Origin of the sequence: Allochromatium tepidum (assembly GCF_018409545.1) — a bacterium.
Taxonomy (GTDB): domain Bacteria; phylum Pseudomonadota; class Gammaproteobacteria; order Chromatiales; family Chromatiaceae; genus Thermochromatium; species Thermochromatium tepidum_A.
The window spans coordinates 147,503-169,819 of sequence record NZ_AP024564.1; the positions used below are offsets into that span (position 1 = coordinate 147,503).

Consider the following 22,317-nt stretch of genomic DNA (forward strand, 5'->3'; position numbering starts at 1 on the left):
CGAAGAATGACCATTAAAGTTGGTGTGCCGCCGATCAAATCACAGGGCATAAAGACGAAACTCGTTCCTTGGATACAAAGCATTCTTCCGAGTGACTTTAACGGCACATGGATTGAACCATTCATGGGTACTGGAGCCGTGGCTTTTAATGTCGCGCCACGGCGTGCCGTCTTGTGTGACTCAAACCCACACCTTGTTAATTTCTACGCCAGCATAGCGTCAGGCAAAATAACTCCTGAAGTGGTCAAGGAATTTCTTACCCGCGAAGGGGAATTGTTGTTGTCAAAAGGCGAAGATCACTATTACTTCGTCAGGGAAAGATTTAACGCAGGACACTCCCCGCTAGATTTTTTGTTCATCAATCGCGCTGGGTTTAATGGAATGATTCGCTTCAATAGAAAGGGTGGTTTCAATGTTCCATTTTGTAGAAACCCCCAACGATTTCCCCCGGCTTATGTAACTAAAATTGTCAATCAGGTTGCGTGGGTCAGTAAGATCATCAAGGCAAAAGAATTCACATTCAAATGCCAAGATTTCAATAAGACGATACAAGATGCCTCACCGAACGACATAATTTACTGCGATCCGCCATACATTGATCGGCACGTCGATTATTACAACGGATGGGATGATGGTCACGAACGAGAGCTTTTTGATCGGCTCTCAAGCTTTGCCGGAAAATTCATTTTTTCGACTTGGCATCACAATGACTACCGAGAAAATGAATATGTGAAATGCTTGTGGTCAGAACATCATATTCTTACACGGGAGCATTTCTATCATGTCGGCGGAAAAGAACAAAATAGAAACCCAGTCGTTGAAGCGCTAGTAACTAACTTCATGGCGACATCTATACGCCGCCGCGAAGAAAGCCAAGTCCAATACGTCCTACTTGAACCGCCAGCGGAATATAGCGTGGCATAACATGGCGGCCCACCGGACGCTGCGCGATGAGTCGCGCCGTCTGTATCGCAATTACACCGCTACAGGAACGACCCAGATCTGTCAACTACCCCCGCCTGAAGACGGGGGCTTGTGAGGCGACTCGCAAGCCGGGTTGACCAGGGACAGCGGGGAAAGCCCGCTCCGTTTGCAACAGGTCGCTGAGACCCACTCCGGGATGCTTCCTCAGTCCCGGACCCTGGAAGGTCGGGATCATGCAGGCGCAAGGTAAAACGCCGAAGGTTCCGATCGTCACCGCAAGGTGAGAGCCGGTTGTCGACATTCCCGAGGGGAGCGAGCCGCAAGGCTCCGTCACCAGGCCCGTAAGGGCAGGAATTGAAAAATGGCCGTATTCGTACTCGACAAACAGAAACGTCCGCTGATGCCGTGCACGGAGAAACGCGCGCGACTGTTACTGGAGCGCGGACGCGCCGTGGTGGTGCGTCCGGCCCCGTTCACCATTCGCCTGAAGGATCGGCTCGGCGGAGCGGTTCAACCGCTGCGCCTGAAGCTGGATCCGGGCAGTCGCGTGACCGGACTGGCCCTGGTGCGCGAATCCGAGACCTGCGATCCGGACACAGGTGCCGTTGAGCGACTCGAACATGGGCTGTGGTTTGGGGAACTGGCGCATCGCGGCCACCAGATCCGGGACGCCCTGACGCTTCGGCGTCAGTACCGGCGCGCCCGGCGCGCTCGCAAGACCCGCTACCGGGCGCCGCGCTTCCTGAACCGCACTCGCCGTGAGGGCCGGCTGCCGCCGTCGTTACAGCATCGGCTCGACACCACCGTCAACTGGGTACGGCGCCTGTGCCGGATCGCCCCGATCAGCGCCCTCAGTCAAGAACTGGTGCGGTTCGACACTCAGGCCATGCAGAACCCGGAGATCCGCGGGGTCGAATACCAACAGGGCGAATTGGCCGGTTACGAAGTGCGTGAATACCTGCTGGAGAAATGGAACCGCACCTGTGCCTATTGCGGCGCGACGCACGTGCCGCTGGAGATCGAGCACATCATACCCAAGAGCCGGGGCGGCTCGGATCGAATCTCGAACCTGACGCTTGCCTGCCGCGCCTGCAATCAGCGCAAGGGGAACCGGTCCATCGAGGACTTTCTGCAACGCCAACCGGCGCTCCTGCACCGGATACGGACCCAAGCCAAAGCCCCGCTCAGGGATGCCGCCGCCGTCAATGCCACGCGCTGGGCGCTGTTCGCGGCGCTCAAAGCTACGGGTCTGGCGGTCGAAACCGGCTCGGGCGGACGCACCAAGTTCAATCGCACGCGCCTGGACATCCCCAAGACCCATGCCCTCGATGCCGCCTGTGTCGGCGCCGTCGATCAGCTACGGGACTGGAACCGCCCGGTCCTGGCCATCCGCGCCACCGGACGCGGGGCCTACAGCCGCACCCACACATCCGGCAACGGCTTCCCGCGCGGCTATCTCACCCGTGAAAAGCGCGTCCACGGCTTCCAGACCGGCGATTGGGTGCGCGCCGAGGTGCCCAAAGGCAAGAAGGCCGGCGTGCATGTCGGGCGTGTGGCGGTGCGCCGAACCGGATCGTTCAACATCCAAACCCAGGGCGGAACCGTCCAGGGGATCTCCTACCGCCATTGCCGTCTCCTTCAGCGTGCCGACGGCTATGGTTATTCATTTCAACCCAAACCACAGACGGAGGAAGCGAGACGGGCGGCTTGACGGCGCTACGCGCCGCGCGCTATCCCTCCCCGCCCTGAAGGACGGGGTTTCTCGCGCAAGACTGATGAGGTATAGCTCAGTGTGCTGGGCGGCTGTGATTATACCCTGGGGTGGTTTGACCAGTTCTTCCGCGAGAAACCCCGTCCTTCAGGGCGGGGAGGGAGAGCGACCGGCTCCCGCCTCGCGGCGGCGATCAAGACCTTCGGCGCTTCCTCGCTGCTGGATGGGCTGAAAGACCATTCCAGCATCGAGCCGGGGATGAGTATATTTTTTCGCGTAAACCGTTTTATGCGAATTTCAAGACGGTTTTAGGGCTCTAAGATCAGTCACGATAATGGCAATTATCGTGAGTGATCGCGGAGCGCGGGGGCGCTCCGCTGTGGGTCGGCGGCGGCGCAACGGCCGTGCAACAGCATCGGTGCGGGGCGGCGGAAGACTGGGCGGCAGTGTGTGGCCAAGCGGGCAAGGCTTAACGGATTTGTTATACTTGCCCATGATCTACACCATCGACTACTACAGCGACGCCGTGCGCCTCGGGATCGACGCCCTACCACTGACCGTGCGAGCGCCGGATCGCCGAAGCCCGTCTACAGGAGATCAAACGTGACCGCTGAACGCACCCCGCCCACCCTGACCCACGACGAAATGGTCGCCCGCTGGATGCAAGACCCCGAGTTCAAGGCCGAATACGAACGCCTGGAGCGCGAGGAATTTTTCTGGCTGGACATCGTCCTGAATGCACGCCGCGCCGCTGGCTTAACTCAGGCACAGGTAGCCGAACGTATGGGCACGCAAGCGTCCGCCGTGGCCCGGCTAGAGCGTGCGCTGTCCACCGGCAAGCCCTCGCCATCGCTGGCGACGATGCGCAAGTACGTCAACGCCTGTGGCAAGGAACTGGTGGTGACGTGCCGCTGAAAGCGGCGACCGTATTCGCGGAAACATCATGCAACTGGCCCTAAAGATTCCCGATCATTTGGCGCAGAAACTGGATGCCTTGCCGGATGCTACCGGGCCAGCCGGACAGCGTCTCGGTGTGGCCAAGGGCAAATTCGAGGTGCCGGACACGATCGACGCCCATAACGCCGAGGTGGCGCGGCTGTTTCTGCGAAACTCGTCTACAGGAGATCAAATGTGACCGCTGAACGCACCCCGCCCACTCCGGCCCACGACGCGATGCCGGCGGAAAATGGCTGTCCGGCGGACAACTGCGCCAAGGTGGGCCGTGCCGCGCTCGACAACCCCGACTTGCCAATCGAATTTGTGCGCGACACGCTACTCGCGCTTGAAGAAGAGTCCGAGCCGTTTGATCAAGTTTAATGGACCACGCTAGATTTTCCCGCTTGCTGGAACAGGCCCATGCCGGACAGGCGATCATCCTCGCCAAGGCTAGCAAGCCCTATGCCAGGCTAATTTTTGCGGAGAAACTGATGACCGCGCCCGGTTACAACGAAGATTTCTTCCTATGGACACAACAGCAAGCGGCTCTGCTTAGGCAGGGACAATGGAGCACACTCGACGCGGCGAATCTGGCCGAGGAAATCGAAAGCATGGGCAAGAGCGACCGCCGATCCCTAGCCAGTCATCTCATCACTCTGTTGCTGCACCGGCTCAAGTGGGATTACCAGCCCACGCGACGAGGCACAAGTTGGCGGCTGTCGATCCGCAATGCGCGACGCGAAATCGGGCTGATTCTGGACGATAGCCCGAGTCTTCGACGACAGTTGCCCGATCTGATCGAAACCGCCTATGCCACCGCACGCCGCGACGCCGCCGAGGAAACCGGATTGCCGCTCGCGACATTTCCCGAATGCTGTCCGTTCGCGATCGAACGCCTGCTGGACGATACCCAGCCGGATACGTTTGCACCGCCAAACACGAAGTCAACTACCCCCGCCTGAAGACGGGGGCTTGTGAGGCGACTCGCAAGCCGGGTTGACCGGGGACAGCGGGGAAAGCCCGCTCCGTTTGCAACAGGTCGTCAAGACCCACTCCGGGATGCTTCCTCAGTCCCGGACCCTGGAAGGTCGGGATCATGCAGGCGCAAGGTAAAACGCCGAAGGTTCCGATCGTCACCGCAAGGTGAGAGCCGGTTGTCGACATTCCCGAGGGGAGCGAGCCGCAAGGCTCCGTCACCAGGCCCGTAAGGGCAGGAATTGAAAAATGGCCGTATTCGTTCTCGACAAACAGAAACGTCCGCTGATGCCGTGCACGGAGAAACGCGCGCGGCTGTTACTGGAGCGCGGACGCGCGGTGGTGGTGCGTTTGGCCCCGTTCACCATTCGTCTGAAGGGGGTGCGCGCCGAGGTGCCCAAAGGCAAGAAGGCCGGCGTGCATGTCGGGCGTGTGGCGGTGCGCCGAACCGGATCGTTCAACATCCAAACCCAGGGCGGAACCGTCCGGGGGATCTCCTACCGCCATTGCCGTCTCCTTCAGCGTGCCGACGGCTATGGTTATTCATTTCAACCCAAACCAAATACGGAGGAAGCGAGACGGGCGGCCTGACGGCGCTACGCGCCGCGCGCTGTCCCTCCCCGTTCTGAAGGACGGGGTTTCTCGCGCAATGCTGATGACCCTGTATGAGCGTGACATCGTCGCCTGGGCCAACGCCCAAGCCCAAGCACTGCGCGCCGGTCACTTCGATCGGCTCGATCTGGAACATTTGGCTGAGGAAATCGAGGACGTGGGCAAAAGCGAGCAGCGTGAACTGATCAGCCGGATGGCGATCCTGATCGGCCACTTACTCAAATGGGGCTATCAACCCGAACGGCGTGGCGCAAGCTGGGAATCCACCATCCGCACCCAACGCGACGCCATTGCACGCCGCTTGCAGCGCACGCCCAGCCTGAAACGCACGCTCGCCGATCCAGACTGGTTTGCGGACGCCTGGAACGACGGGCGCGATCTGGCAGTGCGCGAAACCGGCCTGCCCGATCTACCCCAAGACTGCCCCTGGCCTGTGGAGACGATGCTCGCCGCCGATTGGATGCCGGATACGCTTGAGCCGCCAAAAACTAAATGATCCTGGAAAACAAACTGCGCCGAGGGCGCGACGACCTTGGAGCCATGCGATTCTTGGGTCGAAACCCGCCATAGACCAGGCGTCGGACTAGGCATGGATTTTCTCCACAGATTGTTCGTACCATGATGGATCGTTCAGATCGTTACGAAATCGCACGGTTGATTTTGAGATTCGTCCGGTTTTGAACTTTTTACTGAGATAGACATAGCGACCCCAAACGCTGTTCGGAACATCTTCGCGAAAGTAGTGATAATCGTTAACCGCCCTGACAACCAGGGTCTCGCCATTGACGCGATATTCTGCGCCTGGGATTGGAGCAATCTCGTGTTTATTCATCAGTTCCTCCGCGAGAAATCCCGCCCTGAAGGGCGGGGAGGGATAGCGGCTACGACCGTGCCGCCGCCGGAAACAGGTGCAGGCTTTCCACCTGCCGGGCCGTGAGGCGCTGCCCGTAAGGGCCGAGTGACGGACGACGCCTCGCGGCGTGGTCGCTCCCCTCGCCAATGTGTGCAACCGGCTCCCGCCTGACGGCGGCGATCAAGACCTTCGACGCTTTACCGTTCGCCTGCATGATCTCGACCATCAAGAATTCGCTGAGCGGAAGTGGTTGGCGTATCCAGGCCATCAAGGAGGCAGGATCCGCTACAAAGGGCAAGCGTCAGGCGGACGCCTTTCTTCGCAACAAGACCACCCCAATGACTGAATATGATATTTGGGCTATACGCCAATGACCCGAGTCTTCATGCCGCCGACTGATACGCCTTTCCGAAGGGTCCAATGATAACCTTGCCGCGTCGTAGCGGTTTATCCCCCCTCTCATCAGCCCGCATCTCGTGCTCAAAACGCCGTGAAGGTTAAGCCGTGAGCGGCAAGGCTGGGGCGGGCAATCCTTGGCGACGCTGACGCAAGGCGTCGGTCAGATTAATGTTCGAGGGCGGAAAAATCGTCAAGTTTCAGACAAAAAACCAAATGACTGATGCCATTTTGGTTTTTGCGTTATATCTTTCATCCTGACCTTGAAAGATAAGCCGTCGTCAGGCGAAATACCAACTTCATCGCACATCATTTTCATTTCTATTGGCGATAGAACAAGCCAATCATTGTGTTTACGTGGGATTGTATCGATGTCGCGACGAGTCATATCTTTTTTTCCTTCACGAGTAACTTTATACCAATAAAAAGACTCATGGCCATCGCTATTGACCTGCATCTGCCAATCTTCCAGAAATTGATCTGAAGGGCGTAGCGAATATTTGCGATAAAATCCTTCTGTCATCCAAGAGCCGGAATATCCTCCCTCGGAGCATATAACGCTAAGAGGGTTTTTTAATTGCTCCATCAATAGTTTATCATCGCATTGTGCCATGACGTGATTTCCGCCGAAGCGAATCCTCGAATCAAGGGATTTCAGATTATCCCAATCCAGTAATTCTGCAAGGTCGAGTGATGTGTAGTCATTCGATTTTTTTTGCAGCCCAGGCTTGCAAAAAACGACAGTTTCTTTTTTAGCGTATCGCGCATTAAATTGCAAAATAGCAATGTTAGGTTGTTGCACAGGCTGATTGCGGTGTCTGTTGATGCGTCCGCCGGGCTGGATCAGCGCATGAGTGCTTGATGGCTCCAAAATCCCCCAGTCAAAGTCGTGATCCCGACCGACTTCTTCTACCGGAGTGGCGACAACAATAAACGGGACATCGTTTTCCGCAGCCAGGTCAATAATTTGGTTGATCTCAACGTCATCTTCAATGCGCTTATTGCCCAGATCCGGCTTTCGCGTGAGCAACCAGTCGAGACGGCGCTCCTTGTGAAATCGTTGCACGATAATCTCCTGCGAGTGATAGCAGGCAATCCGGGCATGCGGAAGGCGGTTAGATAAAAAATCGGCCACGCGAATAGCGGTTGAAATATTGGCGATACGCACCAGCCCAAATGACACCCGCTTACCACTGCCTTTAAAGACCCAGGAGTGTTCATGATGCAACCGCTCGACGGCGTGCAAAATACCGGTAAGCCATGAATCTAAAGAACGATTGGCAATGCGCTGCAAATATGCCCAACGACACACCCGTTTAGGTAAAGCGTCGACCAGGCGCTGGGTATAATCTTTATAGATAGAGTGAAAATCCTGGCTCGGCGCAAGCGTCACCGTCATCGGCGGCACTTGATCGTTAACAAGCAATATGACGGGGTTGATCTCGCGTTGCTCCAGAGCGGCACGCATTTTCAATCCGCTCATAAAAGCTTTTTGAATTGCGTGGGCGACGGGAGCCGCCAAGGTCGCCGATGAGCAGATGACATTTCGCCTGCACAAGCCCGCCATCTGAATTAAGCGCAATACAGCGACCAGCGGTTCAGGATCATAACTATCGATTTCGTCGAGTATCAGGTCGCTGTCAATCAAGCGCAGCAGTGCGGCGACATGATTGCCCTGGCGCCCCGGCTCTCCGGCATTGATGAGAAAGTCGATGGTGGATACCAGAACAGGCGCGCTCAGAACCGAACGCCAGCGCGGGCGTTTTTTTAAAACATGATCCATCCAGGATGGTAATTCGACCTCCCCGCCGATCGACACATATTCATAATCAGGTGTCGCATTAGGGTCGTCATCGTCGGGCACATCAAAGGTCGTCGTCATCTGCCAGTCATGGAGCTTTTTCGTCACTTGATCGCCGATCACAACGGCCATTTCATCGTCACCAATCCCGAAAGCGCGCAACGCCGCACCGGTTTGCAGTGTCAAGGTGCGCAGATTGAGTGCGATAGCGACGCGCGAGCGTGGATTGAGCGCGCACGCCATCTGAAGATTCATTTTTGTTTTTCCGCTTCCGGTTGCCGCGATGTTCAGCACCAAAACGGGATCCCGTTCGGCAAGTTGCCGGGCGGCTTCGCGCGCGGGATTCTGCCAGGCAAACGGGCCATCAGGATGTGACGGACTCAGGATTCGCTCCACAGTCTCCCCGCTGAGCCCTGGGAGACGCAGCGTCGCTATTTGGTAGGCGCGATCTGCCGCTACACGCGAGACTTCGTGGAGATGCCAGCCCAGCGGCTGCTTGTAGACGATCTGCCCGTTTACAGAATCCGTGTTCGCCCAGACTGCCGGCTGCATCGCATAAGGGGCGTTCTTAGCCGACGGCGTAGGCCCCTCCCGGCTCGAGACTTCATGGTCGGCCAAGATCAGCGCTACGCGCGAAAACGTCGACAGCCCGCGCCAAAAGTCGGGCGAGGCTTCTGGCCCAACGAGGGTGTTGAGTCGTCCCATGAGTTTGCGAGCCTCATTTATCAGAGGCTCTGGTAGCGCGGCCACCGGATTTACTGTCTTCCCCAATTTCTCTCTTACATGCTGATCACTGTTTGGCTTGAAATTCGGGGCATCGATCGGTCCAAACAGTTTGTGGTGAGTCCCTACGATGTAGTGCAGCGCTTCCTGCCCATCACGCATCCGGTAGGGAAGAGGCACCTCGCACAACCGTGTGTGCGATTGCAGGGCGGCCCAGGCGGCCTCCAGATCCTGGCCCTGGTGAAGTTTTTGGAGCAGCCCCATCGAGATCCACTCGTGGCGGACAGCGTCCCTGACCGGCGCTGCTTTCGCTGCTTTACTGGACGGCTTCACGGCAGCGGCCAGCTTGTTGGCAAAAATGTCACCACTCTTGCCCCAGTCATGCCCTAAGCCGCCGGCTTGTGCGAGTAGGCATGAAGCCCGAATCCAGAGCGGAGTCTCGCGACGACGGCGCGTTTGTGTCCCGGCGGGATAGTGCCCGGTAGGGCCGAAGGGTCGGCGCGAGCCGACGACCCAGAGCAATTTGGCGTTGCGGTTCCCGTAGTGCCGATAGCAGGCCACGGCCGTTTGCCGCGTTGCCGTGCGACGCAGGAGGGCGCGCATTTCCTGAAGCCCCTCAAGGGTGATGAGGGTTTGCCAGGCGCGATCTCCGATGCGTAGCGCGTAGCTGTCGAGCACCGCGCGCGTTCGTTTCAGCGCCCGCTTCTCGCAGGCGGAAATCAGCGTAATATACATAGGTCGATTCCAGGCGCATCACGTTTGCCGCCGCGCAGGCGGTTTGGAAATTTGTAGCGATTTTTGGATCTTTCGCCGCCGCGCAGGCGGATGTCAAACCCCCGGCTTTAGCCGTGGGGTTGGGGTACATGACTTGACACACCGCAGCCGTGGGTGTTAATTGTAAACAAGTTTTTATCCCTTTGTAGTGATATTTATAGAAAAAAGGCCCAACGGAATCTGAAATGCCAAAAACCAAAAAAAATGACATTACGTGGAAACCGTGCTCCCCTGACACCTACACACGCAAAGTCTCTCAGTACGTTCACTTTTCGTTCAAAGCCACCAACTCGAACGCCGATGCTGGTGGCATCCGTCTCGGGCCGCAGCAGGGACTCAACATGCCGTATGTGTCGGCACGAAGCCTGATCGAAGCCGGATATGACATTCCGTTGGACTATGCAGAGGGGGGGGCGGCTGATGCCGGAATCGCCAAACAAGTTGCCGCGTTTGATGCCGGTGAAAAACAGCCTGAATCGCCGTTCGAAGCGGAAGCTATTCGGCTCGTCATGCAAGAGGCTCGCGAGACGGGGCTTGAGCTAAATACGAACGCAGTGTGCATTCGCCAACATCAACTGCTGTTGCCGTGTGACGGAACATACGTCTCAATGACGCCTCTGGCATCAGGAGGACTCTGCGAGATTATTCAAGACCGGTTTGAGGTGCACAGCGAAGCCGCGAAAGAGAGGGGGGAGTTAACGCCCAGGTTGCGCCGTGCTTTCTTGGGGTTTGGTGGTTCAAATTCGCAAAATGTTGGCCGATTAGTTCGGCATATGCAAAAACCATTGGTATTTTTCGCGCCCCAGAAAAATTGTGACCTGCGAGAAGTTTTAAGTCTGTATTACCGTGGCGTTACGCTTCGCCCCTCGCACAAGACGATGAAGGATTATCGTGCATGGAAAAATCAATCTCGCCCGAACAACGCCTTGGCGCGAGCCACTGAAAAAGGCTTGATCATCGAAATCGTCAAATCAATCCTTCGGCGCGCCGACTATGCGCGTGCCGTACTTGCCCAGAATCGCTCGCATCTACCCAATGGCGGCGAGCCAATCATTTCTCCAGATGTTTACCCTGAAGTTCAGGGGCTCATCGATCGAGATCTGCGCTTCGGTAATTGGCGTAATAATACGGCCAAACTTATTGCTGCAGCGATTGCTGATTACAAATTCAGAGATAATTTTGGCGATTTTGCGTTTGATCAGGAGACACTGAACACAATATCCAACTGGGTTTCTGAGGTGCTGGAATGAGTGCTTTTGTGATTGCTGGTATGGAAGTCAGCGGAGCCAACGCGCTGGCTTGTCCTTGGGTAGTCAATGCAGCGCATGTGATTTCGCCGACATTGTTTGCACATAACTGTGCGCGCCAAATGAATCTTTCCGGCGAGCGCGTCTGTATTGTTCACCACGATGCCCAGCTTCTCGGCGAATATCCGGAGGGTAAGTTTTATAATTTTCATCCTCAGCAGCGTCGTGGAGCGACATTTATTAACCACCGAGATTATTCCAGCAAGAACAAGCATGCGCTGTCGATGCAACCGACGGCGAGTTTTCACTGGTATTTGTCTTTGATTATCGAGATTGATGGCGCGGTTGAGGTCAATGAACTTAAACGCTTTCTTCGGCATGCCAAGTTGGCTGGAGGAAAGATTGTTAGTTACGAAAAAATCGTTCCAGTTTCCGATGAGGAAGAAATGCGAGCGGCTTTGCCACGTCATTCGCCTACTTACTTTATCGTCGAGCGGCGCGATTTGATGAAGCTAGACCCCGACCCGCTTGAATCTCTCATCCAGGCTTTAACTTTGAAGCCTTCGGTTTCGGGCGATGAAGATCCTGCTGAGGCTGATGCGGACGTTGCCGCTAAGGTATCTATTCTCAAAAAAACGCATTCTTGGTTAACCCCCGCCGTCTTAGGATATACCGCCTTAACAAAGTTCGAGTCGCGTCGTGGGGTTCGTTTATTATTGGATACTATGGAGGAACCATTACACGCTTTTTGTGAGCCGCTTGTTGGTCTTGTTCAATATATTTCTTTGAACGATTACGGGGCACACGCACTTCCTTTTTGGCACTACAACTGGCCAAGACTTGATACCTTTGTTGTCGAGCAATACCCGAGCATTTAACATCAGGAGTTCTAGTCGTGAACGCAAATCAGATTTCCATGTTCGATCAAAGTGAAGTTTTTAAAAATTTGCCTGGGGTTCTTTCGTTCCAGCGTGGCATACCTATTAGCGACGGATTGTTTTTTAATGAACTTGATGACGGTAGTGAGTCACCTGTCATGGTTGTGCGTCACGGGATCCGCGGAACGCAGAACGTCGCCAAGGGAACAAAGAAGCAGGCCAAAAAAGGTCGCTCTTCCAGTGATTCAAATTCATCTGAATCCGAGAGCTTAGAATCGGATACGGTTGATCGCGGTGTCTCTAACATCCAGACGACTGATACGGCAAAGATGGATCCGCAGGCAAGCGCATTAAAGGTTCGCTTCAGTATGAGCCCTCTTGATCTTGATGTGCTCTTGTTTGCCGTTGCTGCGCAAAAAGACGAAAAGGATTTGACATTCGTCAAGCGGTATCGTGAAAGTGTTAAGCGGTTTATTGTGGCCGCAAAGGCTTCTAGTGGCTTAGATGACGTTGCCAATCGCATTGCGCGTAATGTGCTTACAGGGCGGTGGCTGTGGCGTAATCGTACTGTTGCTCAGTCCATCGAAATTAAGGTGAGCCATGAAAATGGTGAGCTTATTTCGATGTGCAACGCTTTAAGCCTCAGCTTAAAGTATTTCGATGACATCACAGAAACAGAGCGGAAGCTCGGGGCTTTGATCGCTGAAAACTTTCGTGGTAATGCGCGGGATACGTTTGCCGTTGAAGCCAGGGTTGATCTCGGGATTAAGGGTGCCGTTGAGGTTTTCCCTTCGCAAAACTATGTTGAAAAAAAGCCGGACGGTTTTGCGCGTTCGTTGTATTGCGTCGGACATCCGCGACGCTTTCGTTCTGATTCGATGATGGAGCTTGAAGCGACGCGCGAGATGGGGCAAGCGGCGCTGCGCGATCAGAAGATCAGCAATGCGTTACGGACGATCGATACATGGTATCCGGCTTATAATGAGCACCAACGTCCGATTCCCGTCGAACCGTTTGGGGCTAATTTGGATGCCCAAGCGTTTTTTAGAGACAAAAAAACGTCCGCTTTTGAGTACGCGCGTCGGTTTAATGAGCTTGATCCTAATAGTCCTGAAGGCAAGTTTATGATCGCCAATTTGATCCGAGGAGGCGTGCTTTCAAGTGGGGAAAAAGAATAATGCGACCAAATGTCTTTTTTGACATATCGCATCGCCCGTCACATCATGGCGCAAAGCGATGGGGGCAGACACTGAAGGATCTCCATGGCGTATTTGCTGAAATTCCCTCGAGCTATGCGTTGGCTTTGCCGGATTATCCGAGCAAAAAATTCGGGCGAATGCGTGTTTTTGCATCAACAGACGACGAACTCATGCGTTTAGCGTATCGTCTGCGAGACCAACCGCTCAAGATTGGTCAAATGACGACAGTACCGGCTGATTTTTCGGGTGCTTGGCGGTGTTACAGCCGCTATCGCATTCCGACACGCGCTCAAGAGCGCCACGCAAATGGCGTATTACGTCTGCGACGCATTCGCCAAGCCGACGACATGCAGCTGCCCTATTTTGATATCTACAGCCGTAGCACGCAGCAGAATTTTCGGCTTTATGTGCAGGTTTTAGATGGGGAGCGTCCGCAAGGCGAGTGTCTTCCGGATAATTACGGTCTTTCGGTTAGCTCGCGACTGTTTGCACTGCCTGAAATTCTTTGAAGCCCTCAACCCGCCCAAAAGGCGGGCATGGCTTTGAAGGTCACAAAAAGTGCTTGCGCTCAATGTCTTGATTTTGCTGGGTTAGCAAAGCCCAGGCTAGTACTACTTTGTCACTTTAATTTCTGGCTCCAAAATCATTTGGTAGCTTCGGTTTTATCATATCGCTCAATGTCACGGCGTCGCTGTTTATGTCGAGCCTCTAGCTGTTGAAGATAGCCGTTTCCAGAGAGATTTAGTTCTTCGTTCAGGCGTTCCATGTTGCGTTTGCCCGCTTCTGTCTTGAAAAGACCCTGAATATAATTCTGGCCTAAATTAAGGCAATTTGATGTTTCAGTTTGAAAACAATCGTAATATTCTTCGATGTGAAATGCCAGTTTACTGGGCAATTGTTTGAGCACATGATCTTTTTGGGGAACAGCGGACTTGACAAGCATATCGAGTACATGGCGTGTTAAAATGAACGTGCAGCAAAATATAGCAAAATCAATAGCTTAATCAAGTCTGACAAAGTAGTACTAGGGAAAGTTGGGCGGTCCACACCAGATTCAACATCGCAAGCGATTGATTCCTAATGTTGTATTTTTGCACCTTCAAAGCCATGCCAAAAGGCGGGTTTATTATTATGAAGCAAAAAGCAAATTACAAGCCGAAGCAAATATTGCTCTCAAAAAGAGCGAATGTTTTTTACCTTGAGCATGCGCGCGTGCTCCAGAAAGACGGTAGAATTATTTACTTGACGGATACCGGAGAGGATGTCGAGCAGTATTTTAATATACCAGAGCGAAATACAATATTTTTAATGCTGGGCAAGGGGACTTCGATTACAGACGCGGCTGTTAGGCGATTGTCTGAATCTAATGTCATCGTAGGTTTTTGTGGTAGCGGAGGATCGCCATTATTTGCCATGTCGGATCCGGTTTTTTTGTTGCCCCAAAGCGAATACAGGCCAACAGAGTATATGCAGGCATGGGTGAAGCTGTGGTTTGATGAAAAGCGAAGATTGGATGCCGCCAAGGCGCTTCTTCAGCGACGTATCGCATTAGCAGAAGCTGCTTGGCGTGGAAACACTTTTTTGCTTGAGCGTCAAATTTTATTGGCTAATAACAAAATTGAAATTTTTAAGCATCGTATTGATACTTCAGCGGATACGACATCTCTTTTGTTAGCCGAGGCTGATTGGGCGAAGAGTCTTTATGCCAGCCTGGCGGCGGGATGCAAAATCAATCATTTTACAAGAAACGAGGGGCAAGGTAAAAAAGAAAGCATCTCAGATCGAGTCAATAGTTTTCTCGATCATGGAAATTATATTGCGTATGGATATGCGGCGGCTGTTCTCAACACGCTTGGCATTAGTTTTTCTTTTCCTATTTTGCACGGAAAAACGCGCCGTGGAGCACTTGTTTTTGATGTAGCCGATTTGATCAAAGATGCTTACGTTATGCCGTTAGCTTTTGAGTGCGGCTTAAATCTTAAGTCGAGCGATCAAGATTTTAGATCTGGGCTGATCGAGGTTGTGCATGAAGCTGGCCTAGTTGACCTTTTGTTCGACTTCGTTAAGGAGGTGGTTCATATAGACTAACAAAAACAAGTGCTTATGTGCTTACACAAAAAACGATCCTTTTTCGGACGTTTGTTTCGTATGGGGTTGTTTTTTTCATGTAAAATCGTATTCGAACGGTTCGCCGCCGCGTAGGCGGTTTGGAAGGAAAGATCCGTCCGAACGGGCGAACCCCCGTCGTTCGCCGCCGCGTAGGCGGTTTGGAAGTGACTCGCTACTGCACGCCGGAAATGTCGCGCGTTCGCCGCCGCGTAGGCGGTTTGGAAGGGACCCCCCTACCCATCCCCCCCTAGCCCACTGTTCGCCGCCGCGTAGGCGGTTTGGAAGATGGTGCGCCCCGTGTCTGTTGGTTAGTCGGTGTTCGCCGCCGCGTAGGCGGTTTGGAAGTGGAGCAGGATCAGACACCCAAACGTCACCGTGTTCGCCGCCGCGTAGGCGGTTTGGAAGGAGGAGGTTTCGGCCTCGGGTCGGATCTTTCGGTTCGCCGCCGCGTAGGCGGTTTGGAAGTAAAATTTCTCACATCAGGCGGTGCTCTAAAGGTTCGCCGCCGCGTAGGCGGTTTGGAAGGGGCGATGGCCTCTTGCATGTCATCCAGGGACGTTCGCCGCCGCGTAGGCGGTTTGGAAGTTATGGCGCAGAGAGCGGCGGTTTTGGCACATGTTCGCCGCCGCGTAGGCGGTTTGGAAGGAACGAACCCGCCTGATAGCGCGCTCCGCCGCGTTCGCCGCCGCGTAGGCGGTTTGGAAGGACGCGGCGCGGACGCCCCAAGGGCACGCGCCGTTCGCCGCCGCGTAGGCGGTTTGGAAGATAGTAGGCCGTGAACGCCATTCTGCCGCCCTGTTCGCCGCCGCGTAGGCGGTTTGGAAGAAAATGCCAAAAAATCTAATGCTGATAATGATGTTCGCCGCCGCGTAGGCGGTTTGGAAGAACACAAACGCCCGGCGCCCAGCCGGGCAGGAGTTCGCCGCCGCGTAGGCGGTTTGGAAGGCCTTGGCTCGCAGGTGTACCTCGGCCTTCCAGTTCGCCGCCGCGTAGGCGGTTTGGAAGTTGTTAGGACTGGCCCAATCGCCGAGGATCTCGTTCGCCGCCGCGTAGGCGGTTTGGAAGTAGGTCACACGCTGGGCGCGCTCTGTCGCCCGGTTCGCCGCCGCGTAGGCGGTTTGGAAGAATACGTCGTGACTGGGCGCTACCACGTCGATGTTCGCCGCCGCGTAGGCGGTTTGGAAGTAAAGGCCGGGCGTAAATAACACATTAATCAAGTTCGCCGCCGCGTAGGCGGTTTGGAAGACTGAGGATGGCCGAGCCGTCAATGTTCCCAAGTTCGCCGCCGCGTAGGCGGTTTGGAAGAACGCCCAGACCGAGCACTCGCGCCGTCTGCGGTTCGCCGCCGCGTAGGCGGTTTGGAAGATTGCGCCGCCCTCGGACGTGGTGCCCTCGAAGTTCGCCGCCGCGTAGGCGGTTTGGAAGAGCCGCCCGCGAAAACTCCGGCTCGCCGGCATGTTCGCCGCCGCGTAGGCGGTTTGGAAGACCATGAATCTCGCATGGCAGCGGCTCCTGAAGTTCGCCGCCGCGTAGGCGGTTTGGAAGCCACGATGCGCATTTCGATGATCTGCGTAGGTGTTCGCCGCCGCGTAGGCGGTTTGGAAGATTGCCCGATTTGTCAGTGGAGGCGTTCCCTTGTTCGCCGCCGCGTAGGCGGTTTGGAAGGTCGAGAGCGCCGCCCCGTTCGGCGTCGCCCTGTTCGCCGCCGCGTAGGCGGTTTGGAAGACTTGGTCGCCATGTCTCGTGGGAGCATTTGCGTTCGCCGCCGCGTAGGCGGTTTGGAAGTAATTCCCATGAGTGGCACCAACGCGATTTCTGTTCGCCGCCGCGTAGGCGGTTTGGAAGGAGATCTCATTTTCTCCATGTGATCTCGGACAGTTCGCCGCCGCGTAGGCGGTTTGGAAGATATTCCCCACCAGAATCTTGTCTTTGATCAAGTTCGCCGCCGCGTAGGCGGTTTGGAAGGGAATTGAAATGATGCGTGAAGTCTCGATCGAGTTCGCCGCCGCGTAGGCGGTTTGGAAGTCGCTGCTGCGCCACGAACACCACTGCCGAGTGTTCGCCGCCGCGTAGGCGGTTTGGAAGATGCAGCAGGCGTCTATGTCCTCGGCGGATCTGTTCGCCGCCGCGTAGGCGGTTTGGAAGCCGGAGACGCAAGGATTTCAGCGAGATTGCGCGTTCGCCGCCGCGTAGGCGGTTTGGAAGTACTACGATGGGCAGCTCGCACGCGGCGCGCTGTTCGCCGCCGCGTAGGCGGTTTGGAAGCGGGTCGAAGCGTCCGGCCGGCTGATCGTCACGTTCGCCGCCGCGTAGGCGGTTTGGAAGGCGACGCGCGCACACTCAGGCCCTACTGAATCGTTCGCCGCCGCGTAGGCGGTTTGGAAGACAAACGGTAGGTCTTCCCATTTTTCTACGTCGTTCGCCGCCGCGTAGGCGGTTTGGAAGATGGACGTGACGGGTCCGATCCGGACGTGTGCGTTCGCCGCCGCGTAGGCGGTTTGGAAGAAAAACTCACGGCTCTCGGACGTCTGGATATAGTTCGCCGCCGCGTAGGCGGTTTGGAAGATAACGGACCCTATCAGTCATCGCGCCTCCAGGTTCGCCGCCGCGTAGGCGGTTTGGAAGCCGGGCCGATTTCGGGCCAAAAAGAGGCCGTCGTTCGCCGCCGCGTAGGCGGTTTGGAAGTCAGCATGAACAGTCGAAATCATGCCGATAGCGTTCGCCGCCGCGTAGGCGGTTTGGAAGGTGAACAACAGCCCCCCAAGGGGCAAATGCTCGTTCGCCGCCGCGTAGGCGGTTTGGAAGGCACAACGTGGCGCTACGCACCACGCCGGGCAGTTCGCCGCCGCGTAGGCGGTTTGGAAGGATGTGGTAATCGTCTGCTACGTCGCAGACGAGTTCGCCGCCGCGTAGGCGGTTTGGAAGGAGCTTTGGGCGTCCGGGGTACAGCGCAGACAGTTCGCCGCCGCGTAGGCGGTTTGGAAGAACAATAAATCCGGGGAATCCGCCGACTGTCTGTTCGCCGCCGCGTAGGCGGTTTGGAAGGCATTCGACCGCGATGCAGGCCGCGCGCATGGGTTCGCCGCCGCGTAGGCGGTTTGGAAGACGGCTTGGGCTTTGACGCCTACCGCGCTATCGTTCGCCGCCGCGTAGGCGGTTTGGAAGGGAGCCTTTCTTCAGATGCGAAAGTGGTCATAGTTCGCCGCCGCGTAGGCGGTTTGGAAGTCAAGATTTGCGACCACAAACACTGCAATGTACGAATTTCGATCTTTTCTACCAGCCGGCAAAGCTGGTAGACTCGACGATCAGAAGGTGCGGCCCGGCAGGGGCCGGCCGCACGACTGAGTTTGGTGGTGGAGTACCGGAGGACGTCCGGGACGTAAAGCCTGTGGAGCGGGTGCCAATTGCCTACGTGCACTTCCCGCGTTGAAGCAGAAAAAGCGGTTCGCGAGGACCGCCCGGCCGGGGAGACGGGCCCTGGGCATCTCCGTCCTTTAGGGCGGGGAGGATTTTAGGGCGGGGAGGATGTCCCAAAAAAACGACAGACACAGAAACACAAAGGCCCACCGAAGTGGGCCTTACGTAAAAAACAATTGAGTGAACAGTTCTCTGATTTGTTTAGCCACGGATCAAAACTGCGCACTCACAACGCAAGGCCAAAGCGCAACCGGCTAAAGCCAAAGCGCATCAACGCTTGTCCGGCATATTGTGGCGATAGAACGCGCAAAATGCAAGACCCCGAGCGCTTTGGCTGGAGATTTAGGCCAACATGCGCACAACGACCGAATCACAGATCACAACGGCCATCACGCGCTTGACTCGGACAGACGGTAAGCCGGCCGGCAAGACGTTCGATGAACTCGGCAAGCACGTCGCAGAACACTTCGGCGCTTATCACGCACAAAGCATCACACTGAGCGCTCCAACAGCCGTTGAACTGCTCGAACGCTACAGCGATCTGGTCTCGCGCCTGACGATTGAGCAAGCGCTCATTCTCGGACATGCTCCGAATCTTCCGACTGAGTACGAGATCCGCCCCGCCAAGTCGCTGCGCGACCCGAACGGCATCAACTGGGTCAACGGAAAGCCGACAATCGCGCGGCTGAAACACCATTTCACGCCCGCACGCATCCTGCTGCTCGACTTCGACCCGGATCCGCGGATGCCGGAGGCCTGGCGCGCGCTCAGCGAACAGGATCGCTGGGATTTATTGGCCGGCGCACTGCCCGAGTTTTCGGGCGCGGCGCGCTGGACGATTCCCAGCGGTTCGGGGCGCGTACTGGATGCGGCCGGCAGACACATCTCCCCTGGCCCACTTGGCTCGCACACCTACATCGTCACATCAACCGATCTGAGCACGGCCGACATGGATACCGCGCGTGTCGCGCTGGAGGTCCGGCTTTGGGCCGCCGGACTCGGCTACATGGTCGAGTCAAAAGCCGGTGCGGCCCTCAAACGAACGCTGTTCGACTCGGTTGTCTGGGTCACGGGACGTGAAGTTTTCGATGGTCCGCCGTGTGTGAAACCGCCGTTTCAACTCGCGCCTCTGACATCATCAATTCATGACGGCGGCGCGGTCGAGATCATCACATCGCTCTCGGTCGATGAACGCCTGGCGTTCGAGCACGCCACCGGGGCGCGCGTCATCGAAAACGTCTCCGTCCCCTCCCCCGCGCCCACGCCCACGCCGCCCACCGGTAAACAACGTCAAAAAAAAAAAAGCCGCTGACGATCCGATTTTTGTTTCAATCAGACCCCGAATCTCAATCGAAAACTACGATTTGTTACGAATCGACACAATGGTGGTCACAGAAAAAGGCCCGATGACCATCCGCGCCTTTCTCGACACTGGGTATGATCGTTTGCGATGTCAGGCGACATTCCGAGAGTCCACAAGCTGGGCCGGAATTCTGCGTCGCGTCCGGCATGGCGCGATTTTGCATGACGTTGGAACCGGTACGACGTATCGGATGGGTAGTGAGCCGAATGCGCTGACAGGTGACCTGCTTTTGGATCTCAAAAAGCTCGGGCGCGAACATGACGCGAATGCCCAAGGTACCGCTCGCGCGATTCTATGGCGTCATCACTGGCGCTGCCCGACCCAGATGCCCTGGAAAAAACTGATCACCTCGATTTGTGCCGCACACCCCGCTGTCTATGAAAGTGATATCAACGACCTTGGAGTCTATTTAGCGCAAAAAGCGTATCAGAACGCAATTGCCTCAGTTATTCTCAACGGCCAGGAGCTTCCGCGATCCGTGATCGTGCATTACGCTCAAGACATCGATGCCGTTCGCGTCGGCATCAATGCAATTGGTGGTGGCGTACACCTATGTAAAGCAACGCACGGAGCCGGGAAAACCGAGCATTTGCTCAAACCTATCGCGTCGCAGCGCAACAACGTTATCGCAATTGCTCCTCGGGTTTCCCTCGTGTCCGATTTGGCTACCCGTTGCGACCTTGCACACTATCAAATGACGGATTCTGATCCGGATCTCGCACTCTGCATCAATAGCCTAATCAATCCCAAATACTCTACTTCCATCAATCAGGCGCGCGCCGTCTTGATCGATGAGATTGCGCGTATCACACGCGATTGTCATGATCAACATTCAACGCTAAAAAAAGAAGCGAACAGCGTCTGGAATCAGCTGACGTGTTTAATGCAAACAGCGGATATTGCCGTTGGTGTAGATGCCGATCTGTCCACATTAGATGTCCGAATGTTGGCTGGTTCTATTTCTGTTCCGATCCATCTTTGGATCGTGCATGACACCCCTACTGATCTTCGAGGAACCTTTCAGTCTGTGGAGGTTGTCATGAAAAAGATCGATGAAGCATTAGCCGCTGGTATTCCATCGATGATCACGGCGGATTCGGCCAAGCTTATCGCAGGCCTCGCCGATGAACTGCGCGGACGTTATCCACATCTGCGTATTTTGGATATTCACAATTTTGAGGCGTTGGCTACAAAAGGCACCCCGGAAGCCCTGGGGTTCCTCAAAGACATCAATGCGAATGCCAGTCAATGGGACGTCGTGCTATTTTCGCCGACAGTTGAAAGCGGGGTCAGTCTAAGCGTAGCGCATTTTCAACGACATTTTGCCTTCTATTACGGAACGGTTGAACCTAACGCTTTCAATCAGATGTTGCGTCGCGATAGAACAGCGCGTCATTGGGATATTGCCATTCAGGGTACGGGCATGAACAGCCGCCCTGACACCTATGTCGAAGTCCTTAATGGACTGCAAGCCGCACAAAGGCGACTCGTCGAACTCGACAACGGATTTTTTTCGATTGAACCCGCCTCTCCGTATGACCTCGATTGCTGTCGGGTGATCGCGGCATCGAATGCAGCGCGCAACAGCTACGCAAGAAACCTTTGGTATCTTCTCAAGCATCGTGGCTGGAAAATAGAGCGCGGATCGTTCGACAAGGACGAGAACGGCAAGAAATTACGGAACGCCGCTGCACTTGCTGTCGATATCGCAAAAAATTTCGCTATTTGCAAAGCGGAGGATTTGCCAAAAGAAGAACTTAAAAAACTCAGTGAAGCCTACTCACTCACTCCCGAACAAGCGGCGGCCGTAGCGCGGGCGCAGGTGCGTGAAACCACCGGAACGCCCCAGGGCGAGCTTGATTCGAAGCATGTTGATGTCTGGCAAGACGGAAAGCTGGACAGCCAAAACCGTTTGTTTGCGGCCTTGACAGCGACAGCGCAACCGTCAGACCGCGATCGCAAGGAAGCCGAAGCCAAGCTTCCGATCGCCCTGCGCTCGTTCGATGCAGCCCGCACCGAAGCCGTCCAGACGCTCTTTAGAGTTCTGGGTTTGGATCCGGAGACCGGTCAGGGGATAGTGACGGAGAAGTCGGCGCTTGATGCCTATAATACCCTCAAGGATACCGATCAGGGACGCGCGTTGAGTCACTTTGGGATCGCCCGCCTGGATCGCGTGCCGACATACCCTGTACGCTGGGTCAATGATGTACTGGGAAAACTCGGGCTTTATCTGGACTGCGTGGCACGCCGGGGCGCGGGCGGTCGCAAAGGGCGCATATACGCGATCGGGCGCAAGGTAAAAGTGAACCGGGATGGCCGCTTGGTCTTGCCTGGTTGGAATCTGATGTGCGCCATAAGAGCACGGCGACTGAGTGCCACATCTGTTTAGCTGTTTTTTT

General features: G+C 55.7%; 18 protein-coding genes, 1 pseudogene and 1 CRISPR repeat array. Of the genes and pseudogenes, 15 read left to right on the forward strand and 4 right to left on the reverse strand.

Annotated elements, in window-relative coordinates; translation table 11 throughout:
• Positions 1-6 precede the first annotated feature (6 nt).
• From Atep_RS16185 to Atep_RS16225, 8 genes and pseudogenes are all read left to right on the forward strand, one after another.
• Positions 7-924, forward strand: a complete 918-nt coding sequence (locus Atep_RS16185; protein WP_213382029.1) for a DNA adenine methylase — start codon at positions 7-9, stop codon at positions 922-924.
• A 361-nt stretch (positions 925-1,285) separates the two neighbouring features.
• Complete coding sequence (gene iscB, locus Atep_RS16190) at positions 1,286-2,635, forward strand: RNA-guided endonuclease IscB (RefSeq protein WP_213382031.1); 1,350 nt, start codon at positions 1,286-1,288, stop codon at positions 2,633-2,635.
• 645 nt (positions 2,636-3,280) lie between these two features.
• Positions 3,281-3,550 carry a helix-turn-helix domain-containing protein gene (locus tag Atep_RS16195; RefSeq protein ID WP_213382421.1) on the forward strand — a complete coding sequence of 90 codons (270 nt, stop codon included), beginning with the start codon at positions 3,281-3,283 and terminating at the stop codon, positions 3,548-3,550.
• Positions 3,551-3,578: 28 nt separating this feature from the next.
• Positions 3,579-3,770, forward strand: coding sequence for a hypothetical protein (locus Atep_RS16200; protein WP_213382453.1), 192 nt, complete (start codon positions 3,579-3,581; stop codon positions 3,768-3,770).
• Positions 3,767-3,952, forward strand: a complete 186-nt coding sequence (locus Atep_RS16820; RefSeq protein WP_236786846.1) for a ParD-like family protein — start codon at positions 3,767-3,769, stop codon at positions 3,950-3,952. The genes Atep_RS16200 and Atep_RS16820 overlap by 4 nt, the downstream gene beginning before the upstream one ends.
• 23 nt (positions 3,953-3,975) lie before the next feature.
• On the forward strand, positions 3,976-4,533 hold the full coding sequence (locus Atep_RS16210) for a DUF29 domain-containing protein (protein ID WP_236786850.1): 558 nt from the start codon (positions 3,976-3,978) through the stop codon (positions 4,531-4,533).
• 262 nt (positions 4,534-4,795) lie between these two features.
• Positions 4,796-4,924, forward strand: a pseudogene (locus Atep_RS17215) (RRXRR domain-containing protein); the annotation flags it as partial.
• 157 nt (positions 4,925-5,081) lie between these two features.
• Positions 5,082-5,654 carry a DUF29 domain-containing protein gene (locus Atep_RS16225; RefSeq protein ID WP_336511406.1) on the forward strand — a complete coding sequence of 191 codons (573 nt, stop codon included), beginning with the start codon at positions 5,082-5,084 and terminating at the stop codon, positions 5,652-5,654.
• 87 nt (positions 5,655-5,741) lie between these two features.
• Here Atep_RS16225 and Atep_RS16230 read toward each other — a convergent pair whose 3' ends face one another.
• The 3 genes from Atep_RS16230 to Atep_RS16240 form a co-directional block, all read right to left on the reverse strand.
• The gene (locus tag Atep_RS16230) at positions 5,742-5,990 is read right to left on the reverse strand and encodes a hypothetical protein (RefSeq protein ID WP_213382033.1); all 249 of its coding nucleotides are present in this window, start codon (positions 5,988-5,990) and stop codon (positions 5,742-5,744) included.
• A gap of 49 nt (positions 5,991-6,039) precedes the next feature.
• Complete coding sequence (locus Atep_RS16235) at positions 6,040-6,279, reverse strand: hypothetical protein (protein WP_213382052.1); 240 nt, start codon at positions 6,277-6,279, stop codon at positions 6,040-6,042.
• A 321-nt stretch (positions 6,280-6,600) separates the two neighbouring features.
• Positions 6,601-9,666 carry a hypothetical protein gene (locus tag Atep_RS16240; protein ID WP_213382055.1) on the reverse strand — a complete coding sequence of 1,022 codons (3,066 nt, stop codon included), beginning with the start codon at positions 9,664-9,666 and terminating at the stop codon, positions 6,601-6,603.
• A 224-nt stretch (positions 9,667-9,890) separates the two neighbouring features.
• On the opposite strand from Atep_RS16240, the gene Atep_RS16245 reads away from it, so the two are divergent.
• Genes Atep_RS16245 through Atep_RS16260 form a run of 4 tightly spaced genes read left to right on the forward strand, consistent with a single transcriptional unit; the run spans position 9,891 to position 13,538 of the window.
• Entirely contained in the window at positions 9,891-10,955 is a 1,065-nt protein-coding gene (locus Atep_RS16245; RefSeq protein ID WP_213382057.1) for a hypothetical protein, read from the forward strand.
• A complete protein-coding gene (locus tag Atep_RS16250; protein ID WP_213382060.1) occupies positions 10,952-11,830 on the forward strand; it encodes a type I-F CRISPR-associated protein Csy2 in 879 nt (292 codons plus the stop codon). Before Atep_RS16245 ends, Atep_RS16250 begins: the two co-directional genes overlap by 4 nt.
• Positions 11,831-11,847: 17 nt before the next feature.
• Complete coding sequence (csy3, locus tag Atep_RS16255) at positions 11,848-13,008, forward strand: type I-F CRISPR-associated protein Csy3 (protein ID WP_236786853.1); 1,161 nt, start codon at positions 11,848-11,850, stop codon at positions 13,006-13,008.
• A complete protein-coding gene (locus Atep_RS16260) occupies positions 13,008-13,538 on the forward strand; it encodes a type I-F CRISPR-associated endoribonuclease Cas6/Csy4 (protein WP_213382070.1) in 531 nt (176 codons plus the stop codon). Before csy3 ends, Atep_RS16260 begins: the two co-directional genes overlap by 1 nt.
• Before the next feature lie 134 nt (positions 13,539-13,672).
• On the opposite strand, the gene Atep_RS16265 is transcribed toward Atep_RS16260, so the two are convergent.
• On the reverse strand, positions 13,673-13,972 hold the full coding sequence (locus tag Atep_RS16265) for a hypothetical protein (protein ID WP_213382073.1): 300 nt from the start codon (positions 13,970-13,972) through the stop codon (positions 13,673-13,675).
• Positions 13,973-14,160: 188 nt separating this feature from the next.
• Between Atep_RS16265 and cas1f the strand changes: the two genes are divergently transcribed.
• The 3 genes from cas1f to Atep_RS16280 all read left to right on the forward strand — a co-directional run bounded on the left by cas1f (position 14,161) and on the right by Atep_RS16280 (position 22,307).
• The gene (cas1f, locus tag Atep_RS16270; protein WP_213382438.1) at positions 14,161-15,117 is read left to right on the forward strand and encodes a type I-F CRISPR-associated endonuclease Cas1f; all 957 of its coding nucleotides are present in this window, start codon (positions 14,161-14,163) and stop codon (positions 15,115-15,117) included.
• A gap of 98 nt (positions 15,118-15,215) precedes the next feature.
• Positions 15,216-18,363: direct repeats of the CRISPR family, unit length 28 nt; unit sequence GTTCGCCGCCGCGTAGGCGGTTTGGAAG.
• A 544-nt stretch (positions 18,364-18,907) separates the two neighbouring features.
• Positions 18,908-19,867 carry a hypothetical protein gene (locus Atep_RS16275; RefSeq protein WP_213382077.1) on the forward strand — a complete coding sequence of 320 codons (960 nt, stop codon included), beginning with the start codon at positions 18,908-18,910 and terminating at the stop codon, positions 19,865-19,867.
• A gap of 94 nt (positions 19,868-19,961) precedes the next feature.
• Positions 19,962-22,307 (forward strand): plasmid replication protein, CyRepA1 family, encoded by a 2,346-nt coding sequence (locus tag Atep_RS16280; RefSeq protein WP_213382080.1) that lies wholly within the window; start codon positions 19,962-19,964, stop codon positions 22,305-22,307.
• Positions 22,308-22,317: the final 10 nt, after the last annotated feature.

Coding starts and splice junctions, on each gene's coding strand:
- Atep_RS16185 (WP_213382029.1), top strand. CDS start 7: ATGACCATTAAAGTTGGTGTGCCGCCGATCAAATCACAGGGCATAAAG.
- iscB (WP_213382031.1), top strand. CDS start 1,286: ATGGCCGTATTCGTACTCGACAAACAGAAACGTCCGCTGATGCCGTGC.
- Atep_RS16195 (WP_213382421.1), top strand. CDS start 3,281: ATGGTCGCCCGCTGGATGCAAGACCCCGAGTTCAAGGCCGAATACGAA.
- Atep_RS16200 (WP_213382453.1), top strand. CDS start 3,579: ATGCAACTGGCCCTAAAGATTCCCGATCATTTGGCGCAGAAACTGGAT.
- Atep_RS16225 (WP_336511406.1), top strand. CDS start 5,082: ATGGTTATTCATTTCAACCCAAACCAAATACGGAGGAAGCGAGACGGG.
- Atep_RS16230 (WP_213382033.1), bottom strand. CDS start 5,990: ATGAATAAACACGAGATTGCTCCAATCCCAGGCGCAGAATATCGCGTC.
- Atep_RS16235 (WP_213382052.1), bottom strand. CDS start 6,279: ATGGCCTGGATACGCCAACCACTTCCGCTCAGCGAATTCTTGATGGTC.
- Atep_RS16240 (WP_213382055.1), bottom strand. CDS start 9,666: ATGTATATTACGCTGATTTCCGCCTGCGAGAAGCGGGCGCTGAAACGA.
- Atep_RS16245 (WP_213382057.1), top strand. CDS start 9,891: ATGCCAAAAACCAAAAAAAATGACATTACGTGGAAACCGTGCTCCCCT.
- Atep_RS16250 (WP_213382060.1), top strand. CDS start 10,952: ATGAGTGCTTTTGTGATTGCTGGTATGGAAGTCAGCGGAGCCAACGCG.
- Atep_RS16260 (WP_213382070.1), top strand. CDS start 13,008: ATGCGACCAAATGTCTTTTTTGACATATCGCATCGCCCGTCACATCAT.
- Atep_RS16265 (WP_213382073.1), bottom strand. CDS start 13,972: ATGCTTGTCAAGTCCGCTGTTCCCCAAAAAGATCATGTGCTCAAACAA.
- cas1f (WP_213382438.1), top strand. CDS start 14,161: ATGAAGCAAAAAGCAAATTACAAGCCGAAGCAAATATTGCTCTCAAAA.
- Atep_RS16275 (WP_213382077.1), top strand. CDS start 18,908: ATGCGCACAACGACCGAATCACAGATCACAACGGCCATCACGCGCTTG.
- Atep_RS16280 (WP_213382080.1), top strand. CDS start 19,962: ATGACCATCCGCGCCTTTCTCGACACTGGGTATGATCGTTTGCGATGT.